The sequence below is a fragment of the Methylobacterium sp. UNCCL125 genome (assembly GCF_900116795.1).
GTDB classification, from domain to species: Bacteria; Pseudomonadota; Alphaproteobacteria; order Rhizobiales; family Beijerinckiaceae; genus Methylobacterium; species Methylobacterium fujisawaense.
Genome location: NZ_FPBW01000015.1, coordinates 136,902 through 159,188, shown reverse-complemented (window position 1 = coordinate 159,188; position 22,287 = coordinate 136,902). Strand labels below are relative to the sequence as shown.

Sequence of the window (22,287 nt, the reverse complement as noted above, 5' to 3'; positions counted from 1 at the left end):
GTTCCAGACCGGCACGAAGCTGGTCAGAAAAGGAACAGGCGACGAGGTTGGCGGCGGGCGGTTGTCTCCGTCCCGACAGGTCAGGGAGCGAGGCGTATGTTCGACTTCTCGACACGGATGAGCGGTGAGCAGCCCGTCCGAATGGTGCTGCCGCAGGTGACCCCGCAGACGGACGGTCGCGTGATCCTCCGGCGCCTGTGGCGCGGCAGCGGCTTCATCGTGCTGGGCGGCCTGTTCATGGTCGCCGTGGCGGTGGCGCTGCTCGGCCTGATCCCGCCGCGCTACACGTCCAGCATCCAGGTTCTCGTGGATCCGAGCGATCTGCGCGTCGTCGAGAACGACGTGAACGCGCGCCAGCCCCAGGCCGACAGCGGCGTCTCGATCGCCGAGAGCCAGGTGCGGGTGATCCAGTCCGACAGCGTCCTGCGCCGGGTGATCGCCAAGCTCCACCTCGATCAGGACGACGAGTTCGTCCTGCCGGACGGCAACAACCCGACCCTCACCTGGGTGAAGGGCGCTCTGGGCATGCTTCCGCCGGCGGCGAGTCGCGATCCGGTCATCACCGCTCTCGACACGCTTCAGAACCGGCTCACCGTCCGGCGGGCCGAGCGGACCTTCGTGATCGATGTCGCGGTGCAGTCCCGCGATCCCGAGAAGGCCGCGCGCATCGCCAACGCCATCGGGGACGCCTACTTCGCCGAAGAAGCGGCGGCCCGCACCGAGACCGCGCGCCGCGCGTCCAACGCCCTGGCCGGACGGCTCGCCAGCCTGAAGCGGGATGTCGAGCAGGCGGAGGGCGCGGTGGTCCGCTACCGTGAGGATCACAAGCTCGTGGCGGCCAGCGGCCGCCTGCTCACCGACCAGCAGCTCGGCGACCTCAATCAGCAGCTCGTCACCGCCTCGATCAAGACCGCCGAGGCGAAGTCGCGCCTCGATCAGGCGCGCCGGATGCGCTCGTCGGATCCCAGCACCGCTTTGCCGGAGATGCTGCAATCCCTGGAGATGCAGGCTCTGCGGCAGCAATACGCCACGCTGTCCCGCAACACCGCGGAGCTCGCCACCCGCCTCGGCGAACGCCACCCGGCCATGGCCGAGCAATACGCCCAGCAGCGCGACCTGCAGCGCTTGATCCAGCGCGAGAAGGAGCGGATCATCGAGACGACCCAGAAGGATTACGACCGCGCCGCCGCGAGCGAGGCGGCGATCCGGACGAATCTCGACCGGGTGAAGACCGAGACGGCGAGCAGCGACCGGGCCTATGTCGGCCTGCGCGAACTGGAGCGGACTCTCGAGGCCCGCCGCGGCATCTACGAGGCCTACCTGAAGCGCGCCCGCGAGGCGAGCGAGCAGGAGCGGCTCAACACCACCAACGTCCGCATCATCTCGGCCGCGACACCCGCGCGCCAGCGGACCTTCCCGCCGTCGCCCAAGATCGTCCTGCCGGTGGCCCTGATCCTCGGCCTGCTGCTCGGCGGCGGCATCGCCCTGCTCCTCGGCGCCGACAGCGACCGTCGCCGCACCCTGCGCGCCGCCACTCGGCCGGCGGCCAGCTTCCGGGCCGCCGATGCGTGACATCGGAGAGATGAGCCTCTACCTCGGCGCCATGGATCCGGTCCGCGGGGAAGCACACACGGTGAGCGGCCCCGCCTGCGCGGCGTCCGGGTCGCCGCAGGCGGAGGCGACCGTCGAACTCTTCGGATACCAGTTTCACACCGGACCCGTCGCGGCCCTCGTGGCCGCCGTCGCGGCCCGGCGAGACGGCCGGCCCCGGATGATCGTCACGGCGAATGTCGATCATGTCGTCCAGCTTAGCGAGAATGCCCCCTTTCGCGAGGCCTACGCGCGTGCGGCGGCCAGGACCCTCGACGGGATGCCGCTGGTCTGGCTGGCCCGGAGGGCCTGTCGCCGGCCCGTGCACCGGATCACCGGGCACGATCTCCTCGGCTGCGTCCTCGCCGATCCGCCGGCCTTCGCGCAGCGGGTCTTCTTCGTCTCCGCCCGCAAGGATGCGGCGGACGCCCTGGCCCTTCGCCTGCAGACGGCGGGCCTTCCGGCCGGCGCCGTAGCCAGCGCGGTCCCGCCCTTCGGCTTCGAGCACGATGCGGCCTACAGCCGCGCGCTGGCGGAGCGGATCCGCGTCCACGGTACGACACTGCTGGTGATGGGTGTGGGCGCGCCCAAATCCGAGATCTGGGTGGATCGGCACGGCCAGACGCTCGGTGAGCCGGTGGTGTTCTGCGTCGGCGACGCCCTGAACGTCGCGGCCGGGTTCCTGCCGCGCGCGCCGCAGCTGATGCAGCGCCTCGGCCTCGAATGGATCTACCGGTTCCTGCAGGCGCCGCGGCGGCTGTTCCGCCGCTACTTCATCAAGTCCTGGCGCTTCATCGGCCTCGCGATGCGGGAGCAGATGGGCCGGCGCGCCAGCTGATCTCAGCGCGTCGCCTCGAAGAGGTCCGGCCGCCGCAATTGGAGCGCGAACAGCAGCGTCAGCGATTTCATGTCGGTGATCGTGCCGCGGCGGCCCATGGCGGCCAGCTCCGGCAGCGGGATCTCATGCACCGCCACGGCCTCGCCCTCCGCGGCGAGGCCGCCGCCGCTTCCGGTCCGGTCGGCCTCGCCGTAGGCGGCGAGGAACAGGTCCATCCGCTCCGTGGAGATGCCCGGCATCGACCAGGCGCTGGCGACGAAGTCGAGCGCCCCCAGGCGCAACCCCGTCTCCTCCAGGGCCTCGCGCCGTGCCTCGTCCTCCGAGGCGCCTTCGTCGAGGAGGCCGGCCGGCACCTCGATATGGCTCGGCGGCCCCCCCGAGTAGAGGACCGGCGCCCGGAACTGCGAGACCAGCGTGGCGACCCGCCGCTCCGGATCGTAAGGCAGCACCGCGACCGCCCGGCCGTGATCCTCCATCTCCCGCGTGAGGCGGGTTCCGTCCTCCTGCATCACCTCGGCCACGAGGTAGCGCGCCCAACCGTCGTGCACGAGGCGCACGCCCCCGATCCGCGGTGCCATACCGATCCTGCCTTGCCCCTGGAAGGCTCACGGATCGTTCAGGAATGCGGCGGCCTTGCGGACACGGTGATGCGGAAGCGCAGGCGTTCCGCGCGCCGCTCGACAGCGTCGAGGCGCGCGCCCTCCTCCCGCACGAGATTCGGGATGTCGAGGGCAGCCAGCGGATCCGTGCACGTCACCACCAGCGTGCGGCCGGCAGGAAGGCTTCGCAGGGCCTTGCGCGTGCGCAGGACCGGGAGGGGGCATTTCAGCCCGCTGAGGTCGAGATCGACGCAATCCGGATCTTCGTCCCGCACGCCGCAAGCTCCCGAACCGGCGCAGCGACCGGCATAGCGACCGGCACCCGGCGCGTCATAGGCATCGCCGGCCCGCGAAGCCAGCGGATCCGCTCACCATTCGTAATAACCGAAGGCAGGCCCGTAATAGCTGTCTGGTGCAGACCAGACATAGCGCGGACCGGAATAGCCGTAGTCGAAGCCGTGGCTCGGCACCGGCGCGTAGGCATAGCCGTAACCGAAGGGTGCGGGATAACCGTACTCGCCATAGTAGCTGTATTGCGGACGCCCGCGGGCCGCCACGGTTCCGGCGATGCGTCCGCCCGCCCCGTAATGCCAGCGGCCGGGGCCCGGCGCCGAGCCTGGAGCCTCGAACCGTGCCAGATCGGCCGCCTGACCTGCGCCCCCGCTCGCCGGCAAGGAAGCCATCGCCAGAAGGATGACGGCGGTGACACGGGTCATGGTAAGATCCTCCAGCGGCAAAACGCCCTGCTGGAACGTTCCAATAGCACGCTCTGGACGTGATTCGCGCCCGGTGCGTCGGTCGATCAGAGAGGCGTCAGAAGACGCATTCGGCGAAGGCCGGCCGCACGCAGGCGCCCCAGCGGCCCTCGTAATCGGCGAGCAGATCCTCTGCCCGCGTCCGGCCGGCCGCGACGATGGCCTCGAGAGGCTGCAGGTAGATGGTCTCGTCCCGCCCCTCGGCGTCGCGGCGGCCCCGTGCCCGCAGACCCGACCGGGCAATCGCCAGGGCCTCGGCGGCGACCGCGCCGAGGGTGGTGTTGGCCACCGGAGTCGCGAGCCCGAGGCGCGGTGCGGTGGCCCGCGCAGCCTCGCGATTGGCCGGGCTCCACCCCTTCACGAGGTCGAGGGCCGCGTCGAGGGCCGCCTCGTCGTAGAGGAGGCCCGCCCAGAAAGCGGCCTGGGCGGCGATCATGCCGGAATCGCCGACATCGGCGCCGCGCATCTCCAGGAAACGCTTCAGCCGGACCTCGGGGAAGGCGGTGGAGGCGTGATTGGCCCAGTCCGAGACCGTCGCGAACTCGCCGGGCAGCTGCGGCAGCTTGCCGGCCATCAGGTCACGGAACGAGGCGCCCGACACGTCGTGGTAGGTGTCGCCCCGCTTGACGAAGTACATCGGCATGTCGAGCAGCCAATCGACATAGGCCTCGTAACCGAACCCGGCATCGAAGGCGAAGGGCAGCATCCCCGTCCGATCGGCATCGGTGTCGCGCCAGATCTCGGACCGGCGCGACAGGAAGCCGTTCGGCCGGCCGTCTGTGAAGGGAGAGTTGGCGAAGAGCGCGGTGGCCACCGGCTGCAGCGCCAGGGATGCGCGCATCTTGCGCACCATGTCGCCCTCGGAGGCGAAATCCAGGTTCACCTGCACCGTGGCGGTGCGCAGCATCATGTCGAGGCCGAGCGATCCGACCTTCGGCATGTAACCGGCCATGATCCGGTATCGGCTCTTGGGCATGACCGGGGTCTCGTCCCGGCGCCATTTCGGACTCATGCCCAGCGTCAGGAAACCGATTCCCAGAGGATCGGCCACCCGCTTCGTGGCGGCGAGATGCGTGGCGAGTTCCGCGGCGGTGGCGTGCACATCGGGCAGCGCGGCGCCGGACAGCTCGAACTGGCCACCGGGCTCGATCGAGATCGCACCGCCCGCCTCCGCCGACAGGCCGATGATGTTGCCGAGATCGAGAATCGGCTCCCAGCCCGTCTCGCCGGCAAGGCCCTCCAGAAGGGCCCGGATGCCGCGATCCCCGTCATAGGGGACGGGCGCCCGGCTCTCCCGGTAGAACGGGATCTTCTCGTGCTCGGTGCCGATCGCGAAGCGGGCGCGCGGCTTCTCGCCCGCCGCGAACCATTCGATCAGTTCGGCGCGCGTGGTGAGCGGCGTGGTGTCGTTGCTGTCGCGCGCCATGCGCTGCCTGCCCGTGCGTCTGACTTATGCCTTGGAACGGGCGCGCCGAACTGCTTCGGCGGATCCACCCGGTATCGACCCGCTCTCGCGAGCGGGCTCCGGGCGGACACCCGCCCCCGACCCCGATGAGCCCGCGGCGCAGGCGGCGTCCGTTCCGGGACATAATCGAGCCGCCGGGAACCCACAACGCGGCTGCCTCGGCCAGCGCGCCGCTTCACGTCCGATCCGGGGAAACAATCGTCCGGGCTGACACCTTCATGTGCGCGGGCACACATGGATCGGGCCGGGCCGCCTTCAGCGCGCGTCGCCGAGGACCGCCTGCACCAGGGCCAGCACGGCGACCGCGGCCGTGTCGGCCCGCAGGATGCGCGGTCCCAGGGAGAGCGCGACGGTGTTCGGCCGCGCCCGGATCAGCGCACGCTCCTCCTCCGAGAAGCCGCCCTCCGGACCGACCAGCACGGCGAGCGGTGGCGGGACCTGCGGATCGCCGGCCGCCCGCAGCGCCTGCACGGGATCGCGCACCGGCGCGTCCTCGTCGCAGAACACCAGGAGCCGCTCGGCGGCGAGCCCCGCCAGGGCCGGGGCGAGACGCTCGGGGTCGGGACAATCGGGAATCGTCAGGATCCCGCATTGCTCGGCCGCCTCGACGGCATTGGCCCGCAGCCGGTCCATGTTGATTCGGTCGCCCTGCGTGTACCGGGTGATGACCGGGCGGATCGTCCCGGCGCCCATCTCGACCGCCTTCTGCGCGAGGTAGTCCAGGCGCGCGCTCTTCAGCGGGGCAAAGAGATAATGCAGGTCGGCCGGCTTCGTCTGGGCGCGCGTCAGTGCGGCGACGTGGAGGTCGGCGCCCTTGCGCCCGGTCTGGACCAGATGCGCGCGCCACTCGCCGTCGCGTCCATTGAAGACCAGGACTGGATCATCCGGCCCCCGGCGCAGCACGTTGAGCAGGTAGTTGGCCTGGGCGCGATCGAGGGGGAGAATCACGCCCGCGGCGAGATCGGCCGCGACGTGAAGGCGCGGGGCGGTGAAGTCATAGGCCGGCATGGCGGCGTGGTCGCGCGGGGCGGCGAGCCTGTCAACGCGGGGGGCGCGCCCGAAAGTGTTGCCGAATGGTTACGAGCCCCGGTTTTCGGCAGCCAGTCCACCGGTGCATGGCGCAGCCGGTTTGCCGCTCGATTGACGCCACAATCCTATGGCGAACCCAGGGGAACGGAAGAAAGCCGGCCGCTCGCGGATTCGGCAGGGGCGTCGAGGGAGTCTCGGAATGGCGAAGGGGAGTCTGAAGCTGGGGGCGGCGGTGCTGGTCGGCACCGTCGTGTTCGGTACCGCCGCGTTCGCGCAGAGCGCGGCACCGGAATGCGGCGCCATCCAGAAGACCCTGGCCGAGCGCAAGGCACTGGTCGGCCGCGCCAATGCGGCGTCGCAGTCCAAGAAGAAGATGACCCCGCAGGAGGCCTGCGCCCTGTTCGGGAAGCTCCAGGCCAACGGCACCGAGGGCATCAAGTGGATCGCCGCCAACAAGGAATGGTGCTCGATCCCGGATTCCTTCGCGGAAGGCTTCAAGGCCGACCACGTGAAGGTCAGCGGCATCCGCACCAAGATCTGCAGCGTCGCCGCTCAGGCGACCAAGATGGAGGCGCAGGCCCGCGCACAGGCCCAGGCCCAGGCCGGCGGCGGCGGCGGCGGCCTGCTCGGCGGACCGGGCTTGACCGGCAGCTTCAAGCTGCCGCAGGGCGCTCTGTAAGATCGTCTGAGAGGATCACGGATCCGGCGCGGGTCCCCCCTCTGCAGCGATGGGGGACGCACGTGTGGCACGACCGGAGATCCGACCGATGAACGGGACGGCGCTTGACGACGGGCGGCCAGCCGATGCCGTCTCCGGTCACTGGGTCGACCGGCTGGCGCCCCGTTCCTGGCGTCCATACCTGCGCCTCGCCCGGATCGATCGGCCGATCGGCTGGTGGCTCCTCCTCCTGCCCTGCTGGTGGTCGGCCGCCCTGGCGGCGATCGCCGCGGATCAGGCCTTTCCCGATCCCTGGCACTGCCTCCTGTTCCTGATCGGCGCGGTGGCGATGCGCGGAGCGGGCTCGACCTACAACGACATCGCCGACCGAGACCTCGACGCGCAGGTCGAGCGCACGCGCCTGCGCCCCCTGCCCTCCGGTCAGGTCCGTCCGCGCCATGCTGCCCTTTTCCTGGTGATCCAGGCTCTGATCGGGCTGGCCGTCCTGCTGCAGTTCAACGCCGAGGCGGTGATCATCGGCCTCTGCTCGCTGCTGCCGGTGGCGATCTACCCGTTCATGAAACGGGTCATGCCGATGCCGCAGGCGGTTCTGGGCCTGGCCTTCGCCTGGGGAGCGCTGATGGGCTGGGCCGCCGTGTTCGCCCGCCTCGATCCGCCGGCGCTGCTGCTTTACGCGGGCGCCCTGTGCTGGATCATCGGATACGACACGATCTACGCGGTGCAGGATATCGAGGACGACGAGATCGCGGGGATCCGCTCGTCGGCGCGCCTGTTCGGCCGGCATGTGCGTCTCGCCGTCGGGCTCTGCTACGCGCTGGCGGCTGCCTTCGTGATGCTGGCGGCGCGCGGGGCCGGTGCGGGATTCGTCGGGTATCTGGGCGTCGCGGCCTTCGCCGGGCACCTCGCCTGGCAGGTCCTGTCGCTGCGGGAACGCGATGGGCGCGGGGCTCTGGCGCTGTTCCGGTCGAACCGGGATGCCGGGCTGCTTCTGTTCGTCGGCCTCACCGCCGACCTCGTGCTGCGCAATCTCGTCTAAGAGCGGTCGGCGCCCTCAGGTGCGGGCGATGATCTCGTTCTCGCCGCGGAAGATCTGCGGACGCGCCGGCAGCCGGCCGGTCTTGCGGCGGGCCAGGAACCGCGGGCGGCGGCGGCCGAGGCCTGCATGACGGCGGCGGATCCGGACCTGGCCGAGAATCAGCCGGCCGATCTGCTGCGAGACCGGGACCAGGAGGCCGTCCTCGCGGACGATCATCCGCGTCAGTCCGGCCCGCGCCGCGATGTCGCGCCACACGGCGACGACGTCGTCCTCCTCGAAGCTGCCGAGGCGCTGGAGCACGTCGCCTTCGGCATCCACCAGGATCAGGCTGAACCGGTCGGCCCCGGTGATCTCCGCATCCTCGGTGGCATAGGCGAGCGCGATCCCGACGGCGCGGCGCGCACCCGCGGCGCGACCGATCACCGGAAGCGGCGAAGCGACGAAACGGGGCGCGGTGTCGGCACCGTGCATCGGGTGTCCTGCGTGGCTTTTGTCCGTGGCCGGGGAAGTGTTCATCAGTCCGAGTCCCTGGAGCAAGTGGCGGTCCCTGTCGGGCCGTCCGTTATGCCAAGCAAAATCGCACCCGAACTCCTCCGCACCGCTTAAGAGCCGTCGTTAAGCGAATCTGGACAGCGCTGTCATTTGCGGAATGCTCAATGCTTCCTTGAATGCTCAACATTTCCTTGCCCAGACCGGTCGTTATCGAACGATCAACCAGCATCCTTGTGGCGCTGCGGGAGGCGCCGTACAACGAGGCGACCGGGCGCGCGATCCTCCGTGCCGGGTCTTCTCAGCCCGAGCGGGTGAGCCCAGGCGGGCCCGGACGTCCGCGTCACCGGACGGACGGGACAGCAAGGCCCTCGCGGGCCGCACGGATTCCACGCGGAGCGCGATGCCCGACTCTCTCACCGACGATGCCGTATCCGCCCTCATGCCGGAGCTGCGCGCCGTGATGCGCGAGGCGGCCGACATCGCGCGGCCGTTCTTCAGGCTCGGCGGTCAGACTTCGGCCCGCATCTGGTCCAAGGCCGGCGGCTCGCCGGTGACCGAGGCGGACGTCGCGGTGGATGCCTTCCTGAAGGTGCGCCTGAGCGCCCTCGTGCCGCGCGCCGCGTGGCTGTCGGAGGAGACGGCCGACGACCCGGCCCGCCTCGGCCACGACCTCGTCTGGATCGTCGATCCGATCGACGGGACGCGGGCCTTCCTGTCGGGCCATCCGGATTGGTCGATCGCGGTTGCGCTCCTGTCGGGCGGCGAACCGCTGATCGGGTTCGTGCACGCGCCGGTGGGCAACGCCGATTACGAGGCGGTGCGCGGTCGCGGCGCGACGCGGAACGGCGAACCGATCCGCGTCGATGCACGGCAGCACCTGACGGGCGCCCGCATCACCGGCCCGAAGCCGATGCTCGACCGTCTGACCCGCGGCGCCGGTACGGAACCGGATTTCGAGGTGATCGCGCGGATCCCGTCTCTCGCCCTGCGGCTCGCCCGCGTGGCGGACGGAACGGTCGATATCGGGATGATTTCCGGCAATGCCCGCGATTGGGACCTTGCCGCCGCCGACCTCGTCCTGCGTGAGGCAGGGGGCGTGGTCTGCGATTTCGGGGGGGCGGCGACGCTCTACAACCGCCCCGACCCGGTGCACGGCGAGCTGCTCGCGGCACCGGTCGGCCTGCGCGACCCCGTCCTGTCCGCCTGGGACGTCTGAGGACGAGGCCCTGCGCAGACCGGCGGTCCGGCCTTTCAGGCCGCCGCCGCCTCGCGAAGCTTCACCGCGCCGGGCGCGAGCCCGAGGCGCTCGGCGAGATGCCAATGCAGCTCGCGCGGGGAATGGTAATTGTAGGATCGGTCGATCAGGTCGCTGACATCGACCCCGGTCTGCTCCGCGGTCTTGGCCCGGGCCAGCTTGCCCACCCGGAAGGTCGGCGCATCGGTCACGGGGGAACGGACGCCGCGGCGCCGTGTAAACTCGAACAACATCTGTGTCTTTTCTTCTCTGGACCGAACGTTGGCTCCGTCCGGCGTCGTTTCTGGGATATTGCCTCCGACGCGACCCGGACCGGGCGATCTTGCCCGGAATGGCAGCGTCGGAAGGGGAACCGCTTCGGGCGGCCGCTTCGCGCGTCATGCGCGCCTTTCACCTGTACCGGCTGGCGCAAGGAAAGCCGCGTGAGGCGCCTTCAAATCCTGCGACGGTCAGGCCGCCTGCAGGTTGCCGGCGGCGTCCTTGCCGCTGCGCTTGTCCGTGAGGATCTCGTAAGTGATCCGCTGGCCTTCGATCAGGTTGCGCATCCCGGCGCGCTCGACTGCCGAGATGTGGACGAACACGTCCTTGCCGCCATCGTCGGGCTGGATGAAACCGTAGCCCTTGGTCTCATTGAACCACTTTACAGTGCCGGTATTCACGTAGTGTACCTCGTTCGTCCATAGGCCATCCGCGCGGCACGAGGGCCGCGTGATGCACCACGGTCTTTCTGGATTTGGCCAGTGCGGCGGGGCGCGAGTCGCTGAACCTTGAGCAGCGTCAGCCTCGGTGGAAAAGCCCCCCGAGGACGTATTTAAGCGCAGGCTGCGGCCGCAACAAGGCATGAGCGGCGTATCATCTGCGTCGCAGGCCGGGATCGGGAGGCGGCCGAGAGGCCCCGCCCCCCTGTGATTCCGGGCGTTCACGATGCATATACGGAATGCGCTCAAGCAGTTAAGGCGCGTGGCTCTGGACGATACATGGCAGGCATCTCGGTCTCGCTGGACGGTGCGAACATCCAGCTGTCCTTCCAGAAGGACGATCAGGCGACGGCAGTGGTGATGGATGCCCGCGCCGCCCGGGCGCTGGTGCGCGCCGTCGGGCAACTTCTGACGGCGATCGACGACACGGACGAGCCCGACATGGCCGACGAGATGGGCGACGAAGAGGTCGCCATGCTCGACGTGACGTCGTCCGCGATCGAGATCGGCACCGATGACGAAGGCCAGGCCGTGGTCGCCCTCCAGGCCGGCGCGCTACCGCCCTTTCAGCTTCGCCTCACGGACGAAGAGGCCCGCCACGTGGTGACGAGCCTCTCCGAAATCCTCAGCGCGCCGCGCGACGTGCGAACCTCGCACGGCGGTCACTGACAGCATTTCACATGCGGGTGCCGGGATCGGTCGGCGTGCCCGGGAAGACGTCGGGTTCGGAGCCCGGGCCGCCGGGCTCTCCGATCCCCGGATCGTTCACCGGATAAGGCGTGCGCGGACCGGTCGGACCGATATCGGGCTCCTCATCGGGCGCCGGCGGGGGTGGCGGCAGGTCGCCGGGCGTGGGCTCGGGAAGACCGGGATTGGCCATGACGCGACTCCTGGCGGTTGGGGTGGTGACCAACGGGTCGCCCTCGCGGGAGTTCCGTTGACCGCACCGACATCCGGTTTCGGACGCGGCCGGGCGGCCGAGGGCCGCAGGAACAGGGCGAACGACCCTTTGTTAGCCGGGCAGATCCCCAAAGAGGACACCCACCATGCCCGACATCCGCCAAGCCAAGATCCTGATCCTCGCCACCGACGGCTTCGAGGAGAGCGAATTGACCGTCCCGCAGGCCAAGCTGGCCCAGGCCGGCGCCACCGTGACCGTCGCCGCCCCGCAATCGCGCCAGAGCAAGGGTACGATCCGCGGCTGGGACAAGACCGACTGGGGCAAGGAGGTCGCGGTCGATACCGATCTGGAGCAGGTCGATCCCGCATCCTATGACGCCCTGGTCCTGCCGGGTGGTCAGATCAACCCGGACAAGCTCCGGTTGGAGCCCCGGGCGCTCGACGTGATCAGGAGCTTCCTCACATCCGGCAAGGTCGTGGCTGCGATCTGCCACGCCCCGTGGCTGCTGATCGAGACCGGCGCGGCCAAGGGCCGCGATCTGACCTCGTTCAGCTCGATCCGGACCGACGTGATCAATGCCGGCGGCCGCTGGCACGACAAGGAAGTCGTGACCGATCACGGCATCGTCACGAGCCGCAACCCGGGCGACCTCGACGCCTTCTGCGCGAAGGTCATCGAGGAGATCCAGGAGGGCGGCCACGGCGCCCGCCAGCTGGCGGCGTGACCCGCGCGGGCGCCGCCGAGCACGCGGCGCCCGGATTCAGCCGCGGCTGCGCTCGCCGGTGACTTCCAGCACCGTACAGCCGCGGATCGGGCGGCCGTACTCGTCCGTCCCCTCCACGATCACCCGGTGGGCCCCAGGGGCGAGATCGTCCGGAAGCCGCGCCGTCCAGATATGGGTCGAGGGCGTCGCCTTCACCCAGCTCTTCTTGGTCTCCGGGTAGCGCTCGTAGAGCTCGGTGACGAACGGGTCGAGGCGGCGGGTGCGCGCCATCGGCCGGGCCGGCGCCTCGCCGACCCGGAACGCGAGGTGCGTACGCGGGCCGCCGTCGAACACGTTCACCACCAGGGTCGTGTCGGGGAGCGCGTCCTGCGGCACCGGCGGCCGGAGGCCCTGCACGGGCCGGGTCCAGCGCACCACCTCCGGCGCGCCGGCCCGCAACTCGCTTTCGAACAGGATCCGCATGGTCTCGTCCGGCTGACCCTGCGCGGCGACGTAGCGCGACGTGTAGTCGGCGCCGCGGATCGACAGGACGTGGAACCCGTTCGGCGTGCCGTCGCGGCTGTCGGCGGAGGGGATGCCGGTGCGGGCGTCGGGACCGCTCCACCACGAGCCCGAGACGGCGGTCAGCACGTGATGGTGGTGCCCGTCGGCGAGGTAATGGTGCTCGGTCGTGTGGGTATGGCCGGCGAGGCTCAGAACCTTGCGGCCGGCGAGCAGCTCGAGGAGCGCGGCGCGGTCGGTGGTGGTGTTGCGCGGATCGTCCGGCGCGGTGTCGGTGTGCAGCGGGATGTGCATGGCCAGCACGATCAGGTCGTCCCGGGGGATCTCGGCCAGGAGGTTGCGCAGAAAGGTGAGGCTGCGTTCGCCGATCCGGCCTCGATAGGTGTTGGCGCCCACCGGCACGGGCGGCCCGAGCCACTCGACGTTGTCGAGCATCACGAACCAGGCCCGGCCGTGCCGGAACGCGTAGGTCGGCGCGCCGAACACCCGCTTCCACGTCTCGCGGCTGTAGCGCGCGTCCGGCGCCTGCATGTTGAGATCGTGATTGCCCGGCAGATTGTACCAGGGCAGACCGATCCGCCCGACGATGCGGTTGGACCGCCCGTAGAGCGACAGGTCGTCGAACAGCACGTCGCCGGTGGTCAGGCCGAAGGCCGCCGGGATCGCCATGGCGCGGGCGACCGCCGTGTCCCGCACATGGTCGAGTTCGAACCGGCTCTCGGGCTGGGGATCGGTGAACAGCACGACGTCGAAGTCCGTCGTCTCGTCCACGCGGGTCAGGGTGAAGTCGATCGAGGCCGGGAGCGGCCCGGTGGGCGCGAGCCCGCGATAGCGCAGGCCCAGCTCGGCGGGCGTGCCCCCGGGCTGGTGGATGTAGGAATGGCGCGGCACGTTGTCGGCGTCGCGCGGCAGGGCGTAGCCCGGCGGCTTGATCACGAAGACCGCCCCGTCGCCCGACATCGGCAGGCGGTAGCGGCCCTGATCGTCCGTGCGCACGACCTCGCGACCGTTGGACACCAGCACACCCGGCAACGGAGCCGGGTCCCCGCCGGCCGCATCGCGCGCGGAGACGATCCCGGTGGCCTCGGCGGTCTCCTGCGCGCCGGCCCGGCCCGCGACGAGGCCCAGGGCGGCGGCGCCCGCCATGGTGCTCCGGCGGGTCAGGCCTCCGGGTTGAGTATCGCGCGACATGGATGGCTCCTGCACGGCTTCGCGGCGCGTCGTCTCGCGGGAGGCCGGCAACCGGCTCCGGGACGCAGCCTCCGCGGCCAAGCAGACGCGTTTGACTTCCGGATGACAGAAGCGGCCCCGAACGCACGAGGCCCGCGCCTCGGCGGAGGTGCGGGCCTCGGATCGGGTTCGATGGGCGGGCGCCGCCGGAGGCGGCCGGCGCCCGCGGAACGACTACTCTTCGTCGCCGGGCTCGAAGGTCTGCGGCATCGGATCGGCGCTGGCGACCGGGGTCGGTGCGCCGATGGTCGAGGGGACGTTCACGCCGTCGCGCTTGTAGATGTCGTCGCGGAACTGGACGATGCCGTCCGGGGTCGACCAGGCGGTGATGTAGGTCCAGTAGACCGGCACCGGCTGGGCGATGTTGGCGTCGACGCGCTTGCCGCTCTCGATCGCCTCCTCGACCTTCTGGCGGTCCCAGCCGGGCGTGTCCTTCAGCAGCCACGTGATGTACTCGCGCACGTTCTGCACGCGCACGCAGCCCGAGGAGATGAAGCGGAAGTCGTCGCCGAACACGCCCTTGGTGTTCGTGTCGTGCATGAACACGCCGTAGGGGTTCGGGATGTTGATGCGGACGATGCCCATCGAGTTGAAGTCGGCGCCCGAATCCTGCCGGTAGGTGTAGCGGGTGCCCTCATCCGAGAACCAGTTCACCGACTTCGGCGAGATCTCGGAGCCGTTCGACAGGATCCGGATCTTGTTGTCCGTGAGGTAGTTCGGATCCTTCTGCATCTTCGGGATCAGGTCCTTCTTCACGATGGAAGCCGGGACCGTCCAGGTCGGGTTGAAATTGATCTGCGTCGCCTTGGTGTTCATGATCGGCGACTGGCGGTCGATCTTACCGACGCCTGCGGCGTGGAGCGTCACGACCTGACCGTTCTCGACCGTCTCGACGAGCGCGGCCGGGATGTTGGTGATCACGAAGCGCCGGCCGAGATCGCCCGAGTAGGAGCGCAGGCGCACGACGTTGATCTCGAGCTGGCGGAGGCGCACCTCGGCCGGGACGTTCATGGCCTGCTGGGTGGCCATCGTCATCGCGCCGGTCTGGCTGAGGCCGTGACGGGCCTGGAACCGCTTCACGCCCGCGGCGACGTACGAATCGTACACGCCCGAGCCACCGGCGGCCGGATCGAGGTCGCCGGTGACGATCAGGCGCTGGCGGATGGCCGCCACGGCCGGGCCGCGCGAGCCGACCCGCAGATGGTCGGCGCCGGAAACCTGACGCCAGCCGCCGCGGGCGACGATGTCCTTGTAGCGCTCCACCATCTGCTCGGTGGACGTCACGGTCTGCGGCGAGAGGATCGGAACCGTCTCGCGCTGCACCTGCATACCGGCGGGTGAAGCGTAGTCCTGCGCCCATTCGGCCTGGGCATAGTTGCCCTGATCGCGGGCTTGGGCGGCGCCGAAGCCCAGCGCGCCGAAAGCGGCGACGCTCAGGATTGCGGTGAACCGGTTTTGTGCCTTCTTGCGCATCGGTCGCTGGCTCTGGTCCGGGGTTCGTCAGATCGTGACGGGAGCGGATTGTCTCGTGCGCCACGGTGTCGGGATGGCGTTAAGACTCCCTATCGAAGGGGCCGGAATGTGGCATCGCCGTGCGCCAGCGCACGCAGCGTCCCGGTGCGGCACCCTGGCAACAGCCTAAGGCGGCCCGGTGTGGCAGGGATGCCATAGCGGTCCGGTTCGGACGGTGCGCGGGAGCAGCATGGATTCGGGCGAGGCCCTTTCGGATCGACGTGTCGGGCCGGCCCTGCGGGCCGTGATCGCCGTGCTGGCGCTCTACGCCCTGCTGCTCCAGGCCTTCCTCGGCGGCCTGATGCCGTGGCCGGCGACGACCGACGGCCTCTGCGCGCAGCATTCCGACCCGGCGGCCATACCGGAAGCGCCCGTTCCCCACAGCCATGGCGATTGCTGCACGGCGGCCCAGGCCACCGGGCCGGCGCTTCCGCCGCGACCGGCCGTGACCACCCTCCGGTGGGCCGCGGCCGCGGACCTTCATCCGGCCTGGCCCCTCACCGGCAGCATCGGCGCCCGCGCCCCGCCCGGCACAATCGCCTCCCCCCGGGGGCCGCCGACCGCCTGAGCGATCACCACCTCTCGGATCCCTCAGGACGGATGTACTCCCATGAAGACCCTTGTCTCGGCCGCCCTCGGCCTCGGGCTGCTCGCTTCCGCGGCGCAGGCTCACGCAGTGCTGGAACGCAAGCAGGCCGCCCCCGGCGCCGCGTATCGCGGCGTCGTCCAGATCATGCACGGCTGCAACGGCAAGCCGACCACCCGCGTGAGCGTCAGCATCCCGGAGGGCCTCGTCGGCGCCAAGCCGATGCCGAAGCCCGGCTGGACCCTCGCCACGACGCGCGGCCCCTACGCCAAGACCTACGCGACCCATCACGGCACGGCCTCTGAGGGCGTGACGGCGATCACCTGGAGCGGCGGCTCCCTGCCGGACGACCAAGTCGACGAGTTCACGTTCCTGGCGCAGGTGGCCGGCACGTTCGAGCCCGGCGCGACCCTCTACGTCCCGGTCCAGCAGGATTGCTCGGAGGGCGGCTATTCCTGGTCGGAGATCCCCAAGGCCGGCCAGGACGCCCATGACCTGAAGGCGGCGGCGCCGTCCTTCCGGATCGTCCAGGTGGCTCAGGCCGGCGGCGCACCGGCCGCGGCGACGCCCGCCGCCGGCTCGACCGTGAAGGCCGGGGACCTGACGATCGAGACGCCTTGGCTGCGCGCCACGCCGAACGGCGCCAAGGTCGCGGGCGGGTATGTGCGCATCACCAATACCGGGAGCACGCCCGACACGCTCACGGGCGCGACGGTGCCCTTTGCCAAGAGCAGCGACATCCACTCCATGTCGATGGAGGGCGGCGTCATGAAGATGGCACCGGTCTCGGACGGCCTGACGATCAAGCCCGGCGAGACCGTGGAGCTCAAGCCCGGCGGCTACCACCTGATGTTCGAGGGTCTCACCGGCGCGCCGAAGGCCGGCGAGACCATCGCGGGGACGCTCACCTTCCAGCGAGCGGGCGCCGTGCCGGTGACCTTCACGGTGGCCCCGATCGGCGCGGGCGCGCCGAGCGGCCAGCATCAGCACCAGCACTAGCCGCCCGACAGGGAGCATCGGCCGCCGGGCGACCGACGTGAGAAGGGAGAACCCACGAGGCCGGGCCGCCACGGCGCCCGGCCTGCGCGGCCGCGCGGCTCGTCGGGACGTTCCCGCACGGTCGGTCCGTGCATGCGCTCGGGTCGTGGCGTTCCTCGCCCTCTATGCCCTGGCGCTGCAGGGCATCCTCGGCGGCATCGCCTCGGCCAATGCGGGACCGGACCATATCCTGTGCCTCGCCGATGGCGGCCAGACAGATCGGGCACCGGCCGGCGAGCAGTTGCCGGCTCATCACCACGGGGATTGCTGCGTCGCCTGTCGCGCGGCGGGGCCAGCGACCCTCCCCGCGCCCTCGACCGTGACGGCCGTCCCCCTCGCCCGTCCGGTCGCGGCCGCCGGCCCGCGGCCGCAGCGCGTCGCTTTCCCGCGGGCGCCGCCACGTCCCGGTCTCGGAGCCCGCGCCCCACCCGTCGTCTGACCGATCGCCGCCCGCCCCCGATCATCAGACACGGATTCTGCCCCATGCCCCGCCTGTTCCGGGCCGGCCGACGCGCCGCGCTCCTGCTCTCCGCCTGCGCGACGCCGGCCGCAGCGCAACCTCAGTCATCGGCCGCCTCGGTCACCCTGTCCGAACTCAGCGTCGTCGGCGCCGCCGCGACGGACGCGCCGTCGGGCGAGACCCGCGGCTCGCTCTCGGTGCCGAGCGTCGACCGCCAGCGGGCCGTCCTTGCGGGAACCGTCGGGTCCGTAGCCTTCGTCGACGCCGCGACGCTCCAGGACCGCTACGCCAACACGCTCCGCGACGTGCTCAAGGATGTGCCGGGCGTCTACGTGCAGGAGCGCTACGGGCAGGAGCTGCGCCTGTCGGTCCGCGGCTCCGGCATCGCCCGCGCCTTTCACCTGCGCGGCATCGAGCTGCTGCAGGACGGGATACCGCTCAACCTCGCGGACGGGAGCGGCGACTTTTATCAGGTCGATCCGCTCGCCCTGCGCTCGGTGGAGGTCTACAAGGGCGGCAACGCCCTCACCTTCGGGGCAACGACCCTGGGCGGCGCCGTCAACGTCGTGACGCCCACGGCCTACACGGCGCTGGCGCCCAACATCCTGCGGGTCGATGGCGGCAGCTTCGGCACGATCCGCGAGCAGGCCCAGATGTCCCGCATCGACGGGCCGCTCGACGTGCTGGTCAACGCGACGCTGACCAACTCCGACGGTTTCCGTGCCCACGAGGCGCAGGCCACGAAGAACTTCAACGTCAATATCGGGTACCGGATCGCCCCCGACATCGAGACCCGCTTCTATCTCGGCACCTATCTCACCGACCAGAAGCTCCCGGGCACCCTGACCCTCGGCCAGAGCCTCACGACGCCGACGCTGGCCAATCCCGCCGCCATCTCGGGCAACCAGTCCCGCAAGGTCGAGACGGAGCGCATCGCGAACCGCACCTCGTTCCTCCTCGACGTGGGCAAGCTCGACGTCGACACCTGGGCGATCCACAAGAGCCTGTACCATCCGATCTTCCAGGCGATCGACCAGGATGGCTGGACCTACGGGATCAGCCCGCACTGGGCCGGGACCTTCGATCTCGGCGGCTTCCGCGACGACGTCGTCCTCGGGCTGCGCGCCTTCGCGGGCCAGAACTCCGCGCTGCAATTCGTCAATGTCCGCGGACAGCGGGGGGCGCAGACGCTGAATTCCCTCCAAAGCGCGTCGAGCGTCGAGGCCTATGGCGAGAACCGCTTCTGGTTCCTGCCGGACGTGGCGCTGATGACCGGCGCGAAGGCGTTCTCGTCGAACCGGACCTTCAGCGACAAGGGCGGCCTGCCGGGCAACCCGAGGCCGCGCTTCGCCGATGTGACCTACGAGGGGCTCAACCCGAAGGTCGGCCTGCTGTGGCAGCCGCGGCCCGACATCCAGGTCTTCGGCGACGTCGTCCGGTCCCGGGACGTGCCGGATTTCTCCGATCTCGTTCAGCAGAACCTCTTGAGCACCACGTTCGTACCCCTGCGGGCGCAGCGCGCCTGGACCTACGAGGCCGGCGCCCGCGGGCGCTTCGGCCCCCTCGCCTTCGACGTGACGCTCTATCGGTCGGACCTGCGCGACGAGCTGATCAACTTCGCGACCAATCCCGGCCTCAACATTCCGGCCGCCACCTTCAACACGCCCCGCTCCGTCCACCAGGGCGTCGAGGCGGCCGTCACCCTGGACCTCGTCCGCGATCTCGCCGGGACCGGCGACGGGGTCAGCCTGACCCAGATCTGGACCCACAACGACTTCCGATTCGTCGGCGACCCGGTCTTCGGCAACAACCGCATCGCCGGGATCCCGTCGGACGTGCTGCGGACGGTCCTGAGCTACCGGCACCCGAGCGGCTTCCACGTCGCGCCGTCGCTCGACTGGGTCCCACAGGGCGCCTTCGCGGATCACGCCAACACCCTGCGGGTGCCGGGCTACGCCCTGCTCGGCGTCGAGGCCGGCATCGATTTCGCCGACGGCGTCGCCCTGTTCGTGGATGCCCGCAATCTCACGAATGCCCGCTACGTCTCGGACATCGCCGTGGTCGCAAACGCCGCCGCGACGGCCGGCGGAGCGGGCGCGCTGGCGGCGTTCTATCCCGGCAGCGGCCGCAGCGTCTTCGGAGGGATCCGGGCCGCGTTCTGAGGCGTTCTCCGCCCCCGGACCCGAAACCCTTCTCCCAACCCTTCTCCAGGCACCGGACGGCGGGTTAAGGTTAAAAAAACATGAACCCTGCTGTTCGGGCCAATCGGCGCTAGGATTGCGGTGTCGTCCGAAAGCCAAGGACGGAGCGTCCCGGATCGGAACGAGCCGGGCCGTCGGACGGCACAGGAGAGGCAGATGAACGGCTTCGATGTCACGTTTCGGGACGATCAGGACTGGATCGATTTCGGCAGGTCCTACGTCAACTCGGACGCCTTCAAGGCGCTGTTCCGCGACGGGATGACCCTGGTCGAGGAGACCGCCGCCTATCTCGACGGCGAAGGCCGCGACGAGTCGCGTCTGGTCTCCCGCGACGCGACCCTCAGCTACGCGGCCGAGAGCATGCGCCTGACCACGCTGCTGATGCAGATCGCCTCGTGGCTCTTGGTGCAGCGCGCGGTCGCTGAAGGCGAGATGACCCCGGCGGAGGCCCTTCAGGAGAAGCACCGGGTCAAGCTCGGCACGGCGGAGCCGCCGAAGCAGCAGGATTTCAACCTGCTGCCGATGCGTCTCCAGCAGCTGATCGTGCGCGCCCGGCGCCTGCACAGCCGCATCCTGCACCTTGACGCGCTGATCGCCGAGGACCGGCCGACCCCGGTCCCCGTCGAGAGCCCGGTGGCCCAGCAGCAGGGCCTGCTGCGGATGGCGTTCCGGATGGCCGAGGGCTGATCGCCTGAGGCCTCAGCCCGCGAATCGGAAGGTGTTCCGGCCCTGCGCCTTCGCACGGTACAGGGCGCGGTCCGCGCTGTTGTAGAGGCTCAGCGGATCGTGGCCGTCGGCGGGCGCCAGGGCGATCCCGACGCTGAGGCTCACCGAGAGGGTATGCCCCTCGAGCTCGATCGGCTGCTCCACGGTGCCGATCAGGCGCTCGGCGAGGGCGGAAGCGCTCTCGGGCTGCTCGGCCTGGGTCTGGATGATCACGAACTCGTCGCCCCCGATCCGCGCCAGCATGTCTTCCGTGCGGATGACGGCCTGAAGTCGGGCTGCGACGATCCGGAGCAGCGCGTCGCCGACCGAGTGGCCGTGGGTGTCGTTCACGGCCTTGAAGCGGTCGATGTCCAGGCAGAACAGCGCGAAGGTGGCGCCGTGCCGGCGGACACGGGCAATCTCCGCATCCAGACGGTCGTGGAACAGCGTTCGATTGGCGAGCCCGGTCAGGGGATCGTGGCACGCCATGTGGGCGATCTTCGCCTCGGCCTCCTTACGGGCGGTGATGTCCAGGCTGAGACCGACGACCGCGGTGACGGCACCGGCCGCGTCGGTCTCCACCTGCCCGAGGCCGGTGATCCAGCGCACCCGGCCATCCGGCAGGAGAACGCGGAAATCCGTGACGACTTTCGTTCGCCCGGCAATGGCCGCCCCGAGATCCCGCAAGGTCCGCTCGGCATCGTCGGGATGGATACGCGGTCGCCAGTCTCGCTCGACGTCGATCTCGATGGGCTGGTCGCCGAAGCCGTGGTGACGCGCCATCTGCTCCGAGAGCTGGGCGCGCCCCGTCCGGACACAGTAGCGCCAGGTTCCGGCATCGGCGGCCTGCAGGGCGAGATCGAGAAGCAGCGTCTTCTCGGCGAGCTGCTCGTTGGCCATGCGCAGGCTGGTCTCACGCTGGAGCTCGACCATGAGCCGCCGCGTGGATTGCGCCAACGCCGCGTTGGCGTCCGAGGCCCGCCGCATCCTCTCGATGAGGATCAGGTTGATGCCCACGACGATCCCGAACAGGATCAGGGCGATGGCGGCCGACGATGCGCCCGTGGCTGGAAGGTTCGACGGCAGCACGGCGTACCACACGGCCACGCCCGATAGGATCGTGCAGACGAGTGCCGGACCGAGACCGCAGAAATAGGCGGTGAGGATGACCGCGGGATAGAAGGTGATGAACGGAAGGCCGGGCGGAAGCGCCGCACGCGCAGCCAGCGCGCAGAGCACCGCGGCAATCGCGATGGCGTAGCCGTAACGTGCCGCCCGCGGCTCGCGGCGCTCGATCGAGAGAGTCCGGTCGACGTTTGCGCGGTCGACATGCTCTATCGACGGAGCCCCACTCATCGTTGCAACCGTTCCCTGACGCAGAAACCCCGCCCGCGACGGCAGCCGCGCTGCCTCTGGTCAGATCGCGCTCGATCTCCCTATGTTTTTCTCCGTAAGAAATCAATAATTCTTAAGTCTAAGTCCAAAAACAACTTGCGCGAGAAGTCTCCACTCCGAAGTGAAGACCATCCGCCGGACAAGACCACGCGCCACGCGGTGCGAGGACGTGCGCTGGGCAGCGCGCACGAAAACGGGCGGCCCCGAAACGAGACCGCCCGCCTGATTGCGCGATTCGCGTGAGCGAGGTGTTCGGGACTCAGCGCTTGCCGAGATTGCCGAAGCGCGAGTTGAAGCGCGACACCCGGCCGCCGCGGTCGAGCATCTTCTGCTCACCGCCGGTCCAGGCCGGATGGGTCAGCGGATCGATGTCGAGATTGAGGGTGTCGCCCTCCTTCCCGTAGGTCGAACGGGTCTGGTACTCGGTACCGTCCGTCATCACGACCTTGATGAAGTGGTAATCGGGGTGCTCGGTCCCCTTGGCCTTTGCGGCCGCGTCCTTCGCCATGACCTTGGTCCCTGTCTGGCACGCCGGCGGGAAGCGCAGGAGGCGCCGCCCGGCCCGGAATGCGGAAGATATCACCGGTTGCACCGAACC

The 22,287-nt window shown here is 70.0% G+C and carries 25 protein-coding genes; 12 read left to right on the top strand and 13 right to left on the bottom strand.

The genetic code is table 11. The features are described from left to right. Positions 1 to 96: 96 nt before the first annotated feature. Together BM396_RS17010 and BM396_RS17005 are read left to right on the top strand one after the other, a co-directional pair. The gene (locus tag BM396_RS17010) at positions 97 to 1,572 is read left to right on the top strand and encodes a GumC family protein (protein WP_043382700.1); all 1,476 of its coding nucleotides are present in this window, start codon (positions 97 to 99) and stop codon (positions 1,570 to 1,572) included. A 10-nt stretch (positions 1,573 to 1,582) separates the two neighbouring features. Then, positions 1,583 to 2,428, top strand: a complete 846-nt coding sequence (locus tag BM396_RS17005; protein ID WP_244538891.1) for a WecB/TagA/CpsF family glycosyltransferase — start codon at positions 1,583 to 1,585, stop codon at positions 2,426 to 2,428. A gap of 2 nt (positions 2,429 to 2,430) precedes the next feature. Here the strand turns inward: BM396_RS17005 and BM396_RS17000 are convergent, their stop codons facing one another. The 5 genes from BM396_RS17000 to BM396_RS16980 form a co-directional block, all read right to left on the bottom strand. Continuing rightward, positions 2,431 to 3,006 (bottom strand): NUDIX domain-containing protein, encoded by a 576-nt coding sequence (locus tag BM396_RS17000; protein ID WP_043382695.1) that lies wholly within the window; start codon positions 3,004 to 3,006, stop codon positions 2,431 to 2,433. A gap of 38 nt (positions 3,007 to 3,044) precedes the next feature. Continuing rightward, positions 3,045 to 3,302 (bottom strand): sulfurtransferase TusA family protein, encoded by a 258-nt coding sequence (locus BM396_RS16995; RefSeq protein ID WP_043353112.1) that lies wholly within the window; start codon positions 3,300 to 3,302, stop codon positions 3,045 to 3,047. A gap of 93 nt (positions 3,303 to 3,395) precedes the next feature. Further along, on the bottom strand, positions 3,396 to 3,743 hold the full coding sequence (locus BM396_RS16990) for a hypothetical protein (RefSeq protein ID WP_043382692.1): 348 nt from the start codon (positions 3,741 to 3,743) through the stop codon (positions 3,396 to 3,398). A gap of 97 nt (positions 3,744 to 3,840) precedes the next feature. Continuing rightward, entirely contained in the window at positions 3,841 to 5,208 is a 1,368-nt protein-coding gene (locus BM396_RS16985) for a glutamate--cysteine ligase (protein WP_043382689.1), read from the bottom strand. A 294-nt stretch (positions 5,209 to 5,502) separates the two neighbouring features. Beyond that, positions 5,503 to 6,255, bottom strand: coding sequence for a 16S rRNA (uracil(1498)-N(3))-methyltransferase (locus BM396_RS16980; RefSeq protein ID WP_043382687.1), 753 nt, complete (start codon positions 6,253 to 6,255; stop codon positions 5,503 to 5,505). Positions 6,256 to 6,475: 220 nt separating this feature from the next. Between BM396_RS16980 and BM396_RS16975 the strand changes: the two genes are divergently transcribed. Both BM396_RS16975 and ubiA read left to right on the top strand, forming a co-directional pair. Continuing rightward, positions 6,476 to 6,955: a hypothetical protein gene (locus BM396_RS16975; RefSeq protein ID WP_043353104.1), complete on the top strand. Its 480-nt coding sequence runs from the start codon at positions 6,476 to 6,478 to the stop codon at positions 6,953 to 6,955. Between the two features lie 88 nt (positions 6,956 to 7,043). Next, on the top strand, positions 7,044 to 7,991 hold the full coding sequence (ubiA, locus tag BM396_RS16970; RefSeq protein WP_043353102.1) for a 4-hydroxybenzoate octaprenyltransferase: 948 nt from the start codon (positions 7,044 to 7,046) through the stop codon (positions 7,989 to 7,991). A 15-nt stretch (positions 7,992 to 8,006) separates the two neighbouring features. Here the strand turns inward: ubiA and BM396_RS16965 are convergent, their stop codons facing one another. After that, a complete protein-coding gene (locus BM396_RS16965; RefSeq protein ID WP_043382683.1) occupies positions 8,007 to 8,462 on the bottom strand; it encodes a DUF6101 family protein in 456 nt (151 codons plus the stop codon). Positions 8,463 to 8,883: 421 nt separating this feature from the next. Here BM396_RS16965 and BM396_RS16960 point away from each other — a divergent pair, with 421 nt between their 5' ends. Then, complete coding sequence (locus BM396_RS16960; RefSeq protein ID WP_043353099.1) at positions 8,884 to 9,699, top strand: inositol monophosphatase family protein; 816 nt, start codon at positions 8,884 to 8,886, stop codon at positions 9,697 to 9,699. A 35-nt stretch (positions 9,700 to 9,734) separates the two neighbouring features. Here the strand turns inward: BM396_RS16960 and BM396_RS16955 are convergent, their stop codons facing one another. After that, positions 9,735 to 9,971, bottom strand: a complete 237-nt coding sequence (locus BM396_RS16955) for a hypothetical protein (RefSeq protein ID WP_043353097.1) — start codon at positions 9,969 to 9,971, stop codon at positions 9,735 to 9,737. Between the two features lie 216 nt (positions 9,972 to 10,187). Then, positions 10,188 to 10,397: a cold-shock protein gene (locus tag BM396_RS16950; protein ID WP_010682786.1), complete on the bottom strand. Its 210-nt coding sequence runs from the start codon at positions 10,395 to 10,397 to the stop codon at positions 10,188 to 10,190. Between the two features lie 318 nt (positions 10,398 to 10,715). Here BM396_RS16950 and BM396_RS16945 point away from each other — a divergent pair, with 318 nt between their 5' ends. After that, positions 10,716 to 11,105, top strand: a complete 390-nt coding sequence (locus tag BM396_RS16945) for a hypothetical protein (protein ID WP_043353095.1) — start codon at positions 10,716 to 10,718, stop codon at positions 11,103 to 11,105. Positions 11,106 to 11,112: 7 nt separating this feature from the next. Here the strand turns inward: BM396_RS16945 and BM396_RS16940 are convergent, their stop codons facing one another. After that, complete coding sequence (locus BM396_RS16940; RefSeq protein WP_043353093.1) at positions 11,113 to 11,316, bottom strand: hypothetical protein; 204 nt, start codon at positions 11,314 to 11,316, stop codon at positions 11,113 to 11,115. Positions 11,317 to 11,482: 166 nt separating this feature from the next. Here BM396_RS16940 and BM396_RS16935 point away from each other — a divergent pair, with 166 nt between their 5' ends. Continuing rightward, positions 11,483 to 12,061, top strand: a complete 579-nt coding sequence (locus tag BM396_RS16935) for a type 1 glutamine amidotransferase domain-containing protein (RefSeq protein ID WP_043382680.1) — start codon at positions 11,483 to 11,485, stop codon at positions 12,059 to 12,061. Positions 12,062 to 12,097: 36 nt separating this feature from the next. Here the strand turns inward: BM396_RS16935 and BM396_RS16930 are convergent, their stop codons facing one another. After that, positions 12,098 to 13,753, bottom strand: coding sequence for a calcineurin-like phosphoesterase C-terminal domain-containing protein (locus tag BM396_RS16930; RefSeq protein WP_043382677.1), 1,656 nt, complete (start codon positions 13,751 to 13,753; stop codon positions 12,098 to 12,100). Positions 13,754 to 13,966: 213 nt separating this feature from the next. Beyond that, entirely contained in the window at positions 13,967 to 15,265 is a 1,299-nt protein-coding gene (locus BM396_RS16925; protein WP_043382674.1) for a L,D-transpeptidase family protein, read from the bottom strand. 229 nt (positions 15,266 to 15,494) lie between these two features. Between BM396_RS16925 and BM396_RS16920 the strand changes: the two genes are divergently transcribed. From BM396_RS16920 to BM396_RS16900, 5 genes are all read left to right on the top strand, one after another. Beyond that, entirely contained in the window at positions 15,495 to 15,872 is a 378-nt protein-coding gene (locus BM396_RS16920) for a hypothetical protein (protein WP_043382671.1), read from the top strand. Between the two features lie 42 nt (positions 15,873 to 15,914). Beyond that, complete coding sequence (locus BM396_RS16915; RefSeq protein ID WP_043382668.1) at positions 15,915 to 16,889, top strand: copper chaperone PCu(A)C domain-containing protein; 975 nt, start codon at positions 15,915 to 15,917, stop codon at positions 16,887 to 16,889. 145 nt (positions 16,890 to 17,034) lie between these two features. Then, on the top strand, positions 17,035 to 17,367 hold the full coding sequence (locus tag BM396_RS16910) for a DUF2946 family protein (RefSeq protein WP_043382665.1): 333 nt from the start codon (positions 17,035 to 17,037) through the stop codon (positions 17,365 to 17,367). A 44-nt stretch (positions 17,368 to 17,411) separates the two neighbouring features. Continuing rightward, entirely contained in the window at positions 17,412 to 19,550 is a 2,139-nt protein-coding gene (locus tag BM396_RS16905) for a TonB-dependent receptor family protein (RefSeq protein ID WP_043382662.1), read from the top strand. Between the two features lie 195 nt (positions 19,551 to 19,745). After that, on the top strand, positions 19,746 to 20,276 hold the full coding sequence (locus BM396_RS16900) for a protease adaptor protein RcdA (protein WP_043353077.1): 531 nt from the start codon (positions 19,746 to 19,748) through the stop codon (positions 20,274 to 20,276). A 12-nt stretch (positions 20,277 to 20,288) separates the two neighbouring features. On the opposite strand, the gene BM396_RS16895 is transcribed toward BM396_RS16900, so the two are convergent. Further along, complete coding sequence (locus BM396_RS16895) at positions 20,289 to 21,650, bottom strand: diguanylate cyclase domain-containing protein (protein WP_051976072.1); 1,362 nt, start codon at positions 21,648 to 21,650, stop codon at positions 20,289 to 20,291. Between the two features lie 298 nt (positions 21,651 to 21,948). Then, complete coding sequence (gene rpmE, locus BM396_RS16890; protein ID WP_012322259.1) at positions 21,949 to 22,197, bottom strand: 50S ribosomal protein L31; 249 nt, start codon at positions 22,195 to 22,197, stop codon at positions 21,949 to 21,951. Positions 22,198 to 22,287 lie beyond the last annotated feature (90 nt).